Genomic DNA, 13,267 nt, shown 5'->3' with positions numbered 1-13,267 from the left:
CAGCATGAACATCGGACCCGTCAGCATCAACAGGTTGATGACCAGACTCAAAACCCCAACGCCCGCATACCCGGACCGAGACGCCGCAAACGCCTCTGCCACCATAGGGCGCTTTGGCTGCCCACTCTTCGATGTACTCATAGATACTCCCGAAACCACCTGGCCCCAAACTTCAGTGCGCGGCACGTCCTCCCAACGAACGATAGGACGCCTGTTACGCTACAAAACTCGTGGTTATGCCCCAACAAAAATTGTGGTCTCCATAGTATGTAAATCGCACACTATTTGAAAGGGGTAAGACGCTTAATTTTGCTCATGCATTGAAAATGAGGGAAATACCGCAAACTTATGATTTGATTAAATAATTATGCAACCTGCCATTGCGGCAGGTCGCACATTTTTCTACCTCTTATACAAACGTGAAATCGTCTGCATTGATGAGGCTGGAATCAACACCTGAAAGGGTGATGGAACCACCGTCGTAGCTGACGAGTGTATCTGCACCAGTGTCCTGAATCGTAAGGTCTGCAAAGCTGTCTGCACCGCTTTCAAATCTCATAAAGTCAAGGCCATTGGAGAAGTCAACGATCGTGTCTGCACCGCAGTTGATGTTGAACACGAAGGTATCACGACCAGAACCGCCCGAAAGAGTGTCGTCACCGAGACCACCTTCGAGGGTATCGTTACCAGCATTGGCATAGAGACCGTTGTCGGCATCGTTCCCAATCAGCTCATCATTACCTGAACCAGAATAAGCATTCTCGATCACGGTATCACGCATGATGGTCATGTTGCCGGTCAGACCGTTCACGTCAGAGTAAGTCTCTGCCACCAAAGAGATTTTCTGGTCAGCGCGGACAGAGCTGAAGTTGATGCTGTCGTTGCCGCCATTGTCCATGATGGTGAACGTGGCTGGGTTCAGGTCTGCAATGTCGTCATAGTAACCGCCAGCGGTGGAGTTTTCACCGTAAACGGTGGACCCAGTGCGCAGGTCGGTTGCTGTGCCATACAGGTCCTGCATAGCAAGGATGTCTGCAATCATTGGCGTGACGACGTAGGCACGGCTAGCGTCTACGTTGGTGTTCTCCACCTGATCGAAGTAGGACATGATTGTGCCCTGCCAGGAATCGTTGGAGTAGTGGTTGTCCACGCCGTAAGTCGCGCTGCCGTTGTAGTTGCCAGCATGACCCAGACCGAGTGCGTGACCGATTTCGTGCACGTAGGTCTGGAAAGCATAACCGTCCAGGCCGGTGCCATAACGCGCAACCCAGTCCGTGCTCACATTCACGGTTGAAGAAACGATGGTGCTGCCGCGTGTGGTTGAGTTTGCGTAAGCGCCGCTGTCGTTGTCGTCAAATGTGATCTGAGCGCCGGAGTTGACAGTCTGGAAGTCGATGCCAGTGACTTTTGTCCAGGCTTCCAGAGCTTTGGTTGCAAGCTCACGGCCAGAAGAGTTCAGACCATTGAGGTTGACGGTGAGGGACTCACCCGGGCTCACGTCAAACGCACGACGACCACGACCTGAGTTGTTCCAGTACCCATCGGTCAGCTGGCTTGCAATCTGGTCGTTGGTGAACGCGTTTGGATCGGTTGGCGGGTCAGTTGGGCCGCCGTCTGCGTCAACGGAGAGTCTGTAGTCTCCGGTGTAGCGATCATTGTAGGATGCAGCGCCAATGTAATAGGTGCCGGTGGATGTTGCGGTGAAGGTGATTTCGGAGTTACGTCCGCTGCCGCCATCATCGTCTGTCGCGATTTCGTTTGTGTTGGAATCGTAAAGGTACAGGTATGTATCGGAAACGCCCCCACTTCCGATGCCTTCCATTGAAATTGTGTAAGTTACTCCAGCCTGTACCTCGAGTTTAATTGCGTCTTTATCGCCAGAAAAACTCAGCGTTCCCTCAAAAGTGTCACCCGATGAAATAGAGTATGGGGTCGTCGTGCTATATGGCGCATCGCCCCCTTCAATAACTCTTGCCTCTTCAACGTGATTATCTCTAAACATATTATCTCCCCTAGAGTAATAGTAGTAGTAAACCATCTAAACGTATGAGGGATGCACTGAAAGGCAATATAAATGATCTTTGGATTCACAGAAGAAAGTAGTATCAACACATCTACTGGTTGAATCATTGACGAACTCTCGATGTGTGAATAGAATGCAAAATATATTATTTTAGGTATAAAACATCTGAATCTTTTAAATATATCAATTCAAAATATTAATATATTTGGATAAAATAAGTTTGCCTACTGATAAATAATTCTAAAAACTGACCAGTTGATCAAATAATTGTAGTATGTTTTTCTTCTGATCTATTCTAATAAAGAGATGTTTAATACTTAATTATATTTGTTGATTCGAAGAATTTATCAATTCACGAAACTGTGAGATTGATGGCGAGATGCCTGTATATACGTGAAAATGCGTGATTTTGGTGGAACGTTTTATCAAATTAACGGGGCTAATCCGGCAAGTTGACCTATAGGGAAGTGTGTATGCTGAAGTGAGCTCATAAAACACCCCGGTCAATGGGGCTTGACCAGGGTGAGTTGTGGGCAGGGTACGTCTCTACCCAGGGGAAATATTTTCCTGAATGGCTCAGGAGGAGATTCTCCGCCCCTGGGTACGCTTTGCAGATACGCGAGGCTGGAAAGCGAGATGGAGGCGGGGCGGAGAACGTTCCTGTGCGTATCTTCAGCCTGCGGAGGGGTGCAGACTGAAGAACGTGATCACAGGCTTGCCATAAATTGCTGGTTCAGGTCGATTCCGTAGCCCGGTGCGGTTGGCTTTTCAAAGCCCCCATCCACCAACTCGGCTTCCGGCGTCACCAGATACTTGCGCAGCTCCCCGTCACAGAAGTCCGGATGCACATACTCAAAGTAAGGTGCGTTGCCGACTGCGAACTGATAATGGATCGCCGCTGCCGAGGTGATGCCTGTCTTCCAGTTGTGCGGCATTACCTGCACGTTGTGAGCAGTTGCCATCTCGGTGATCCGGCGCAGCTCTGTCAGGCCGCCGCAACGGTTATAGTCAGACTGCAGCAGATGCACCTTGCCTTTGGAGATCCATTCTTCGGCTTCAAAGCGGGTGGTGCTCATCTCCGCACCGCAAATGCGGGAGCGGGTGTTTTCTACCAGTTTGGCGTGGCCGCTCAGATCATCGTGCTGCAAAGTCGCTTCTGCGAAGTAGAGCTCCAGATCCTCAATGGAGTTGAGCAGACGGGTAACGTCATACCAGTCTGTGAAGCGGTAGAGGTAGTCCACCATCATATCGGTGTCATGGCCCAGAATACCGCGCAGTTCGCGCAGGTAATAGCCGACGTCTTTGATGCTCCAGTCTGCTTTGATCGGCACGCACACTTTCACCGCGCGGATGTTGTGTGCCTTGGCTTTTTCAAGCAGCGGGGCGTAGCCTTTGATGGCAACGTCCAAAGACGCATCCACCGGAATGGCTGGATACAGTGTCAGATATGGATGGACTTTGTCTTTGTTGGTGCCGCCAAGCAGTTGGTAGGCTGGCACGCCGAGTTGTTTGCCCGCAAGGTCATAAAGCGCCATGTCGATGCCGGAGAGGGCGAACATGCCCAGTCCGCGCATGCCCTGCCACTGCGTGGCGTCATACATGGAGTCCCAGATGGCGTTGATTTCGATCGGCAGACGGCCAATGACTCTTTCGGTCAGGTTCGTCAGCCATTTATGTTCAGTTTCAATATTGGAATAAGCGAGAATTGCGTCCGGAGATCCGTCAGCTTCGCCGAGGCCGTAGACACCGTTTTCGTCTGTAATCTTGACGACAACCGTGTTCTGGCTCCAGTTGCTGGCTTTGTAATTGACCGGAATAAACTCGACAGACTTGATGGGTGCGACTGCTGGATTAAGTGCCAGTGACATGATGTGCTCCTAAGAGAAAGGCGCCAGTTTTTGCTGGCGCCCTCATGTGCTTTATTTTTTTTTGCGCATTGGAAGTTCGACACCGTTGGCAATGTCGCGGTGCAGTTCTCTGAGGAACGAGACTGCAACAATGCCGAGGATGATGACCATCAGCAATCCGCCAACAACCGTTGAGATCTGGATGGTGCCCAGGTCGCCGCCGATCAGGTTGATCACCACCGGGATGATGCCCAGGAACAGGGCCCAGACTAGGCGGTTCCAAAGTGCTGGATCCGCACCATCTGGCAGCTCTTTGGTGGTCATCGCTGCAAGAGAGAAGGATGCCGCATCAAAGGTGGTTGCCATGAACACGATCGCGGAAACGCACAGGCCAATGATGAACAGAGTGCCCAGTGGCAGGTTCGCAAACATGTCGATGATCACGGTGAAGGAGCTCTGACCAGCTGCCAGTGCTGCAGGTGCATCAAAGATGCCTGCATCCAGAAGACCGATACCGTAGTTGCCGAAGATTGCGAAGAACACTGCAGTGCCCAGAGAACCAAACAACAGGGTGCCCAGAACCATCTCACGGATTGTACGGCCACGGGAAATCTTCGCGAAGAAGAGACCCTGGAACGGACCGTAGGAGACCCACCATGCCCAGTAGAAGATTGTCCAGTCAGACACAAAGGTGGAGTTCTCTGCGTATGGCTCCATGTAGGTGCTCAGACGGACGAAGTTTGTCACGAGCGCACCAACAGAAGTGGTGAAGGACTTGATGGTGGTCAGGAAGTAGCCGCCGAAGAGCAGCACGAAGATCAGCAGGCCAACCGCCAGGAAGATGTTGAAGTTGGACAGCTTCGCCATGCCTTTTTTCAGGCCAAGCGCGGAACTTGCAGCAAACAGTGCAACCACGATTGCAAGGGCTGCAAGGTTCATGGAGGTGCCGTGCTCAATGCCAAGCACTTTAGAGAAGCCAGCGGCAACAACCGGTGTGCCCAGACCAAGGCTGGTCGCACTCGCAGTCACCAGACCGATCATGATGAAGATATCGACCACGTTGCCCAGAAGGCCTTTTGCACGTGTACCCAAAACGCCCTTACAGGATTCTGAAACTTTCAGAACCGGGTCTTTGCGGACATAATAGTAGTAGCCGATGGTGATGGAACACACGGAGTAGAGTGCCCAGGCACTAGGACCCCAGTGGAACATGCCCGTGGTGATCGCCCATTCTTTGGCCAGCTCTGTGCCCGGCTCAAGACCCAGTGGCGGTGTGGACATGTAGTAGATCCACTCACTGGCGCCACCCCAGAGGATGCCGGCGCCGATGCCTGCACTGAAGATCATCGCGACCCAGGAGATCGTGTTGTATTCAGGCTTTTCATCCGCCTCACCAAGTACGATGTTGCCGTACTTGCTGAAGGAAACGCTCAGACAGAAGATCAGCGACAGGATCGCTGCCCACATGTAGAACGCGCCAAATTCGTTTGTCAGATAGCTCTTCAAAGAAGAGATAACTTCTTTACCGGAGCCCGGTGCAGCAATGTCTGCTGCCAGAATGCCCATTGTCGGTAGGAGTACCGCAATGCCCCCGACGAAAAAGTTCGTCTTATCCAGTTGTAGTTTAGCCATGGATGCCCCCATTTATTATTCGAAGACGAAAGAAGCGAAAGATGCTTCTTTCACTGCGTCCCAATCCATTTCCACGCCGAGCCCGTTGCCCGCCGGCGCGTGCACATATCCCTCTTTGTCTGTGCGGATTTGGGTTTTACTTGCCAGCTCAAACGCCTCGTAAGGGTAGAACTGCTCGAAGTAATTGCAGTTGTCGTGAGCCAGAGCGACGTGCAGGTTGGCAGCCTGTGTCAGGGTGTATCCCATGCTCTGGATTTCCAGGTTTTTGCTGTGGCCGGCCGCGATCGCGAAGCATTTGTTCAGCTGAGTAATGCCGCCGCAAACAGTCGCGTCCTGACGCACGTCTGACCACATCCCAGTGCTCAGCGCGTGCGTAACTTCCTGCAATGTGAGCAGGCAGTTGCCATGGCTGGAAATTTCAAGATCCGTATTGGCGACAAGGCGCTGATAGGTCTTGTAGTCGTAGTCGGAAACTGGCGCTTCAAGCCATTCCCAGTCATGACGTTCCATCCACTTGGCCATCTTCATGGCTTGTGCAGGTGTGTAGAACGTCGCTGTGTCCAGCATGAAACGGATGCCGGTAGAGCCGTATTTGGCCTGCACAGCTTCCACCAGCGCCACATCCTTTTCATAGATGCAGTAGCAGTGCAGCTTGATTGCTGTGAAGCCGTGCGCAATGCAGTCGTCAATGTAAGGGAAGTATTCCTCTACAGTGTCGAACATTGGTGTGGAGGCGTAGGACTTGATTTTGGTCCGGGCGCCGCCAAGCAGCATGTAAAGCGGCATTCCGGCCTTTTTGGCCTTAATGTCCCATGCTGCAATGTCGATTGGAGACTTCGCTGGCAGTCCACCCCAGGTGCAGCGTGCTCCAAGCCAGTTGTTGAGTTCCTGAGTCATCAGCGGATTTTTGCCGATGAGACCGGGAACGATGGTACGCAGAGATTCAATGATGCACCGATCAAAGAAGTTCTCTGTGTAGCTCATAGTTGCGCCAAGACCCTCGGTTCCATCCTCGGTGAACAGGCGTACAATGTTGTTGGTGTACAGCAGAGGTTCCTGATTATCCGCCCAAGGAATAGGGGGCGCATTCTCATCAGCCAAAGCATAAAGCTCGACCCGGCTAATTCTGCAGTCTTCCATTTTTAACTCCCAGTGTGCCTTGAAGCACCTTCCTTATTGCCCGACTTTTTACAGAGCGCTGCCAGCCGCACGCATCGCCTCGCGCAGCTCTTTTGTGTCGACATCTCTGTAGTTGATCGCTTTGTCGATTTTCTGTTTTGTCGCCACAGCCGCCGCATGTCCCAGCTCAAAGCACTGGGCAGTAACGCGGGCAGAAGCGAGCGCTTCGTGTTCGGCGCTCAGGCACCGTCCCGCGACAATCACGTTGTCCAGCTCCTTCGGCACCAGCGTGCCGTATGGAACCTCATAGTAATCTTCCATCAGCCAGTGCAGTTTGCTCTTCTCACCGGCGTGCATCTCAATCGGCCAGGAGGAGCGGACCACGCCATCCTCAGGCTTGTCGCAGTTTGCAACATGCTCGTTTGTCAGGGTGGTTTCGCCGCTGATGGTCCGTGTCTGGCGAATGCCCACTTCCGGTGGCATGTCAATCAGCTGGGACTCTTCAAAGCCTTTGATCTTGTCCTTGAAGAAGCGGTGATACTCGCGCGCCTGACGACGGCCATAGACTTCCGCGTATGTGAAGTCAGCAGGGTCCACCACGTTCAACAGCCGGTTGTCCTGACCTGCCAGACGGGTGCAGTTCATCAGGAACACGCCCTTTTGCGGGGTCGGGAACACCCAGACCTTGTTGCGGGGTGTGTCGTACTCTCTGCTCTCGAAAGCTGTTTTCAGCTGTTCGATCATGTCAGGCGGGCAGATGGTGTTCTTGCCGAAGTAATCGTAGAAATCGCTTTCCACCACGTCTGACAGACGGAAGATCATGGTCGGGTTCTGAATGGCACCCTTATCGCCGAAGCTATACTCACACCCCGCTTTCGTCACGAGAGCCGCATCTCCTGACGTATCAATGAATGCTTTTGCTTTGAGGAAAGTGCTGCCTGCCTTGGAGTCTACACGGATCGCGGTGATCTCATCGCCATCGCGGACCACCTCGGTCATGTAGGTGTGGTAGAGGCACTGAACGCCGGATTCCTCAAGCAGATCGTCCGCAGCTTCGCGCCAAATCAGCGGATCAAAAGTCACCACGTGGGTGTTGCCGTAGATTTGTGGGGCGGTGGCACCGCCTTTGGCCAGCAGGCGAGCACGAAACTCTTCTGCAAAACCGAAAACAATTTGCTTGGCGTCTTTGTTTTCGATGTCGTCCTGGGTGAGGAACAGACCGCAGATAGTACCTGACAGGCCGGCAACTGCACCGCCGCCACAAAACCCGTTTTTCTCGATGAGGATTGTCTTCAAACCGCTGCGGGCACTCATAACAGCCGCAGCAACACCAGATGGGCCACCACCGCAAACAACAACATCTGCTTCAGCAAGAACAGGAGATGCGGTTTCTGCTAGGGCAGTCTCTTTCCAGTTTTTCATGGGTGCTTACCTTGTATGCCACAATTTATGGCTGTTTGCTTTAGTTCTGAGTCCATGAGGACAGTTTTCGGAAACATATCCTCAAAACTGACATATTAGCAACCTTAAAAGCAAAAACTGGCGGCTAGGGCAATGGTAATAACCCTTAGAAATCGATAAATATCATGAAATATTGGCTTCTGACATGCCAATAATGATGTGCTGACATGCCAGAGAAATTCGGCGAATTTTAGAGTATCAGTTCATGATAAAACCCTAATTACTTTAGCTTTTTTAGTTTATCTAAAATCTGCAAAGCGCAGAGAATCCATGAAATCTAAGTGGTTTTTGCGTGACAGAATGACACAATGCCGAAGACTGATAGGTTACATTATCTAGGAGGGGTCCAGAATTGATATGGCAGCCGAGTGAAAAGCCGCCAAACAAGATCCAATCGGCTGACATAGCAGCAAAAGAAAAGAAGAGACCGCTGGCAAATCGGGAATGCACTGTGCTACACTGTGATACAACTGACGCAGAAATAACGCTTTTAAAACAGGGGGTAACCGTGGCTCACCAGAAAACTCAGGCTGAGCTTGCGCGCACGGAAATTGAGAGAAAGCTGTTTTTCAACGAGCTTGATGTTTCAGCTCTGTACTCTGAAAACAAACTCGCCTCTCTGTTGGATCTGGGCCGAACGCCCGTTCGTGAGGCGCTTCAGGCGCTGGAGCAGGATGAGATGCTGGCCATCCATCCGCGCAAAGGGGTTCAATTTCTCTCCATCACCGCAGAGCAGCAATTGCAGCTGCTGGAAGTGCGCAAGCAGATTGAGCCGATCTGCCTGAGATTTGCAGCCATGCGCGCCTCAACTGATCAACGCCGCGAGATGCTGGCGCTCGGGTCACTCATCGTGCAAAGCGCGAAGGATGAGGATGAGAAGTCGCTGCTGTCCAATCTGCAGGACATCCACCGCATCGTGACGGAAGCGACCAACAACCCGTACTTCCACCATTCCCTTGCTCGCGTGCAGAGCCAGTCACGCCGGTTCTGGTTTGCCAACAAAGACAAATCCGACAACCTGTTATGCTCGTATCATCATGAAGCTATCATGCGCGCGGTTGCCATGGGCAATGAGGAAGAAGCCGTCAAGCAATCCGGCTTGCTGCTAGAGCACTTGACCGAATCTGCTTTCAAGGCCCCAAAACCGGGCTGAGCAGGCGCAATCTAAGCATTGAATTGAGAGCGGGTGAGTCGCAAGACCTGCCCGTTTTTTCGTGCCAATATGCGGTTAGTCCACGCCTTCAACGATCACGGTTTCCACATCAGCGATGCCAATTCGAAACTCGCGGGCGGTTTGGTATTCGGGGGAGTTGTAGCAGTTCAACGCGGCTTCCATGCTGTCAAACTCCACGATGACATGACGATGGTATTCTTGACCCTCGAGTTGCTCCGCCCTTTCGCCGCGCGCAAGGATGCGGCCAGTGTGTTTTCGCAGAACGCTCGGAGCGGCCTCGATATAGAACCGATAGATATCAGGATTTTTGATATTGACGCGGGCAATCCAATAGGCTTTTGGCATCTGTTTTTTGTTCCTGAATCAAAGGTTTCTGACCGGCGGCAGACCATAATCTTTGGGTCTCACGGGAGTCAGATCATTGTCGTTCGTGCATTATAGAGCGCTTGCCTGAAGGCGTTACTACCGGCTTTTGACCAACCAAAAATTCAAGTGAATCTGACGCTAGGGCCGTTTCTTAAAATGCGCTCAAAATCGGCAAAATAGAAAATTGTTCTTGATTAAACGGCGAGCTTTGCTAGTTTGCTAACACGAATTAGCAATGGATTGATGTTGCCTTTTCCGGGAAATCAAAGGGCTGGCCCTGAGAGTGTTTGTCGGAATGCGACGGCATCAGCCTGAAGACGGAATCACGAGGCGAACAGCCTCTCTGGTTCTTCATAGTACATTTATTCGCGGCGGACTTCTGAGCTTTCTTCAACCCTGCTGGAAGTCTGGGTGTTTGTTTGACCCGCCCGGTGGTGGCGGGCACATGGTGTGAGTGGGGGCTTAAGTGCTTAAAGGGATCAACCCGATCATTTTCCCGGACCTGTTAAAGATCCTGCACGAGATGGGGCATGGAGATGAGATCGTGTTCAGCGACGCGCATTTTCCGGCCTATTCCGTTTGCGACACCGTGCTGCGCGCTGATGGGTGCGAAGCGACAGATCTGCTCAAAGCCGTCATGCCGCTTTGGGAGCTGGACCAGTATGACCCCGAAAACGTGATGATGATGGCCCCGGTGGAAGGTGACCAACTGCCGGATGGTTTGGTGGACGACTACCAGAGCGCTCTGCCTGCAGGAGCTGAAATCACCTTTGTCGAGCGGTTTGCGTTCTATGAGAAAGCACAGAAAGCCACCTGCGTTGTGGTGACAGGTACGACACGCAAATACGGCAACGTCATTATCAAGAAGGGCGTGATCCAGAGCTAAAGCGCTTCCCCGCCAAGTGGGTCCGGTGTTCGGATTGGGGGGAGGCGTGCAAATGAGGCAACGGGGGCTGCGGCAGAACTCTGGGAGGAGTGCTGCAAGCAGTCAGGTATCAACCGGGTGCCTCAGCCATTTCATATTGCTGATCTGCAGTCGCAGCACCAGTCGGGATCTGTGCGTTCTCACTGAGGTTTGCAGGCCAGTATTGGGGGGAGAAAAAAATGAATACCATCGTCAGGATGACGGGTATTGAAAAGACGTTTCCGGGTGTGCACGCCCTGAAGAATGTGCAGTTTGACTTGCGTGCCGGTGAAGTTCACGCCCTGATGGGAGAGAACGGTGCTGGCAAATCCACCTTGATGAAAGTTCTTTCCGGTGTTTACACCCGTGACGATGGCAAGATTGAAATCAACGGTACAGCGGCTGACCCAAAAGGGCCGCGAGAAGCGCAGGACCTCGGAATAGGCATCATCCATCAGGAACTCAGCCTGATGAACGATCTGACAGCAGCGCAGAACATCTTCATTGGCCGCGAGCCGCGCCTGAGATTTGGACGTCTCGATGAGGCTGCGCTCAACCAGAAGACCCGCGACATCTTTCAGAGCATGGCGCTGGATTTGCAGCCTGACGTGCTGGTTGGCAACCTGACCATCGCCAAGCAGCAGATGGTGGAGATCGCCAAGGCACTCTCCTATCGCTCGCAGGTGCTGATCATGGATGAGCCGACTGCTGCGCTGAACGACAAGGAAATCGCCGAGCTGTTCACCATCATCCGTCGTCTGAAAGCGGAAGGTGTGGGCATCATCTATATCAGCCACAAGATGGACGAGCTGAAACAGATCTCCGATCGCGTCACCGTCATGCGTGATGGCGAGTATGTGGGCACCGTCCCTGCCGCTGATACGCCGGTCAACGAGATCATTTCCATGATGGTTGGCCGTGAGGTGAAAGAGGAAGCCGTTGAGGTGCCGGACCTTTCAGCGGCAGACGTTGCGCTGGAAGTGAAAGGCCTGAACCGCGGCACCGAAATCCGCGATGTCAGCTTTGCGCTCAAAAAAGGCGAGATCCTCGGCTTTGCGGGCCTGATGGGGGCAGGGCGCACAGAAGTGGCCCGTGCAATCTTTGGCGCTGACCCGCTGGACTCAGGCGAAGTCTGGGTTGATGGCTACAAATGCAAAATCAACAGCCCGTCGGACGCCGTGCAGGTTGGCATTGGTTATTTGTCAGAGGACCGCAAGCACTTCGGCCTGGCAACAGGCATGGATGTGCGCGCCAATGTAGCTATGGCCAGTTTGGACCAGTTCTGCAATCGCCTTGGCATGCTGAATGAAGCTGGCATGGCAGAGGTCGCGGCTAAGTACATCAAGCAGCTGGAAATCAGAACGCCCTCTGACAAGCAGGAGCTTCAGTTCCTGTCTGGTGGCAACCAGCAAAAAGTGGTCATTGCCAAGTGGCTGCTGCGCGACTGCGACATCCTCATTTTTGATGAGCCCACACGCGGCATTGATGTGGGGGCAAAATCCGAAATTTATAAGCTGTTGAACTCACTGGCAGAGCAGGGCTGCGCGATCATCGTCATCTCCTCCGAGCTGCCAGAGGTTATGCGCCTCAGCCATCGCATCGCGGTGATGTGCGAAGGCCGCCTGACAGGCATTTTGCCGGGCGGCAGTTCAACCACGCAAGAAGACATTATGCGCCTTGCAACACAACGCGACCCAGCTGCGCAAATTGTGAGTGAAGTACAATGACAGACACCACCTTAACCCCGCAAAAGAACCTTATCGGTCGTTTTGTGAGCTCCGGCGCGCACCAGAAACTGCTCGCCTTTGCCAGCTTGATTGTGCTGCTCATCGGCTTTGGTCTGGCCTCGCCAAACTTCATGCAGATGTCCAACATGATCGCCATTTTGCAGGCGACATCGGTCAACGGCGTTCTGGCCATTGCAGCAACGCTTATCATCATCACCGGCGGTATTGATCTTTCCATCGGCACCATGATGACTTTTTGCGCCGTGATTGCCGGTGTGGTGCTGACCTATTGGGGCCTGCCCCTGCCGCTTGGCGTTGTCGCTGCCATTGGCGCTGGTGCGCTCTGCGGTCTGTGTTCCGGCACATTCGTTGCCAAAATGAAGGTGCCACCCTTCATCGCAACGCTCGGCATGATGTTGATCCTGAAGGGCCTGTCCCTCGTCATCTCCGGCACACGCCCAATCTACTTCAACGACACGCCGGGGTTTGATCTCATTTCCCGCGGCTCCGTGATCGGGGCTGTCTTTCCGGGCTTTCAAATCCCGAATGGCGTGTTGATCCTGTTCCTTGTTGCGATTGCAGCTTCCTACGTTCTGGGAAGAACTGTTTTGGGCCGCTATACCTTCGCACTTGGGTCCAACGAGGAATCCGTGCGCCTGTCCGGCGTCAACACGGATGCCTGGAAAATGGGAATTTACGCGCTTGCAGGTGGGATCTGCGGCATTGCGGGAATTCTCATCGCGTCCCGCCTCAATTCCGCTCAGCCAGCCCTTGGTCTTGGCTATGAGTTGGAAGCAATCGCTGCTGTGGTGATTGGCGGAACGTCTCTGGCCGGTGGTCGCGGCACCATCATGGGAACGCTGATCGGAGCACTGATCATGGCGGTGCTGACCAACGGTCTGCGTGTGCTTTCTGTTGCTCAGGAATGGCAGACCGTGGTGACCGGCGCGATCATCATTCTGGCCGTCTATGCGGACATGGCCCGTAAGAAAAAAGCTCATGCATAAGTTCGGT

10 protein-coding genes are annotated in these 13,267 nt (G+C 53.0%); 4 read left to right on the top strand and 6 right to left on the bottom strand.

The window, feature by feature from the left end; genetic code table 11:
• Nucleotides 1–409: 409 nt before the first annotated feature.
• The 5 genes from PsW64_RS03735 to PsW64_RS03710 all read right to left on the bottom strand — a co-directional run bounded on the left by PsW64_RS03735 (nt 410) and on the right by PsW64_RS03710 (nt 8,043).
• On the bottom strand, nt 410–2,002 hold the full coding sequence (locus PsW64_RS03735) for a M10 family metallopeptidase C-terminal domain-containing protein (RefSeq protein WP_057461533.1): 1,593 nt from the start codon (nt 2,000–2,002) through the stop codon (nt 410–412).
• Nucleotides 2,003–2,730: 728 nt separating this feature from the next.
• Nucleotides 2,731–3,891: a mandelate racemase/muconate lactonizing enzyme family protein gene (locus tag PsW64_RS03725; protein ID WP_063302730.1), complete on the bottom strand. Its 1,161-nt coding sequence runs from the start codon at nt 3,889–3,891 to the stop codon at nt 2,731–2,733.
• Between the two features lie 51 nt (nt 3,892–3,942).
• Complete coding sequence (locus PsW64_RS03720; protein ID WP_063302729.1) at nt 3,943–5,502, bottom strand: BCCT family transporter; 1,560 nt, start codon at nt 5,500–5,502, stop codon at nt 3,943–3,945.
• Between the two features lie 15 nt (nt 5,503–5,517).
• Nucleotides 5,518–6,642: a mandelate racemase/muconate lactonizing enzyme family protein gene (locus PsW64_RS03715; RefSeq protein WP_063287997.1), complete on the bottom strand. Its 1,125-nt coding sequence runs from the start codon at nt 6,640–6,642 to the stop codon at nt 5,518–5,520.
• A 48-nt stretch (nt 6,643–6,690) separates the two neighbouring features.
• Nucleotides 6,691–8,043 (bottom strand): FAD-dependent oxidoreductase, encoded by a 1,353-nt coding sequence (locus tag PsW64_RS03710; RefSeq protein ID WP_057461528.1) that lies wholly within the window; start codon nt 8,041–8,043, stop codon nt 6,691–6,693.
• A 547-nt stretch (nt 8,044–8,590) separates the two neighbouring features.
• Between PsW64_RS03710 and PsW64_RS03705 the strand changes: the two genes are divergently transcribed.
• Nucleotides 8,591–9,235 carry a GntR family transcriptional regulator gene (locus PsW64_RS03705; protein WP_063288114.1) on the top strand — a complete coding sequence of 215 codons (645 nt, stop codon included), beginning with the start codon at nt 8,591–8,593 and terminating at the stop codon, nt 9,233–9,235.
• Between the two features lie 75 nt (nt 9,236–9,310).
• On the opposite strand, the gene PsW64_RS03700 is transcribed toward PsW64_RS03705, so the two are convergent.
• Nucleotides 9,311–9,601 carry a DUF1330 domain-containing protein gene (locus PsW64_RS03700; RefSeq protein ID WP_063302728.1) on the bottom strand — a complete coding sequence of 97 codons (291 nt, stop codon included), beginning with the start codon at nt 9,599–9,601 and terminating at the stop codon, nt 9,311–9,313.
• Between the two features lie 487 nt (nt 9,602–10,088).
• On the opposite strand from PsW64_RS03700, the gene fucU reads away from it, so the two are divergent.
• The 3 genes from fucU (at nt 10,089) to PsW64_RS03685 (ending at nt 13,260) form a co-directional block, all read left to right on the top strand.
• On the top strand, nt 10,089–10,508 hold the full coding sequence (gene fucU, locus PsW64_RS03695) for an L-fucose mutarotase (RefSeq protein ID WP_063302727.1): 420 nt from the start codon (nt 10,089–10,091) through the stop codon (nt 10,506–10,508).
• A 218-nt stretch (nt 10,509–10,726) separates the two neighbouring features.
• Complete coding sequence (locus PsW64_RS03690; RefSeq protein ID WP_063302726.1) at nt 10,727–12,253, top strand: sugar ABC transporter ATP-binding protein; 1,527 nt, start codon at nt 10,727–10,729, stop codon at nt 12,251–12,253.
• Nucleotides 12,250–13,260 carry an ABC transporter permease gene (locus PsW64_RS03685; protein ID WP_063288001.1) on the top strand — a complete coding sequence of 337 codons (1,011 nt, stop codon included), beginning with the start codon at nt 12,250–12,252 and terminating at the stop codon, nt 13,258–13,260. The genes PsW64_RS03690 and PsW64_RS03685 overlap by 4 nt, the downstream gene beginning before the upstream one ends.
• Nucleotides 13,261–13,267: the final 7 nt, after the last annotated feature.

The organism is Pseudovibrio sp. W64 (genome assembly GCF_001623145.1).
Lineage (GTDB): Bacteria > Pseudomonadota > Alphaproteobacteria > Rhizobiales > Stappiaceae > Pseudovibrio.
The sequence above is the reverse complement of the archived record's forward strand: the minus strand, read 5'-3'. Positions and strand labels throughout refer to the sequence as shown.

Bases quoted from the DNA above. Each gene is read 5' to 3' on its own strand.
- PsW64_RS03735 (WP_057461533.1), bottom strand. From the start codon at position 2,002: ATGTTTAGAGATAATCACGTTGAAGAGGCAAGAGTTATTGAAGGGGGC.
- PsW64_RS03725 (WP_063302730.1), bottom strand. From the start codon at position 3,891: ATGTCACTGGCACTTAATCCAGCAGTCGCACCCATCAAGTCTGTCGAG.
- PsW64_RS03720 (WP_063302729.1), bottom strand. From the start codon at position 5,502: ATGGCTAAACTACAACTGGATAAGACGAACTTTTTCGTCGGGGGCATT.
- PsW64_RS03715 (WP_063287997.1), bottom strand. From the start codon at position 6,642: ATGGAAGACTGCAGAATTAGCCGGGTCGAGCTTTATGCTTTGGCTGAT.
- PsW64_RS03710 (WP_057461528.1), bottom strand. From the start codon at position 8,043: ATGAAAAACTGGAAAGAGACTGCCCTAGCAGAAACCGCATCTCCTGTT.
- PsW64_RS03700 (WP_063302728.1), bottom strand. From the start codon at position 9,601: ATGCCAAAAGCCTATTGGATTGCCCGCGTCAATATCAAAAATCCTGAT.
- PsW64_RS03690 (WP_063302726.1), top strand. From the start codon at position 10,727: ATGAATACCATCGTCAGGATGACGGGTATTGAAAAGACGTTTCCGGGT.
- PsW64_RS03685 (WP_063288001.1), top strand. From the start codon at position 12,250: ATGACAGACACCACCTTAACCCCGCAAAAGAACCTTATCGGTCGTTTT.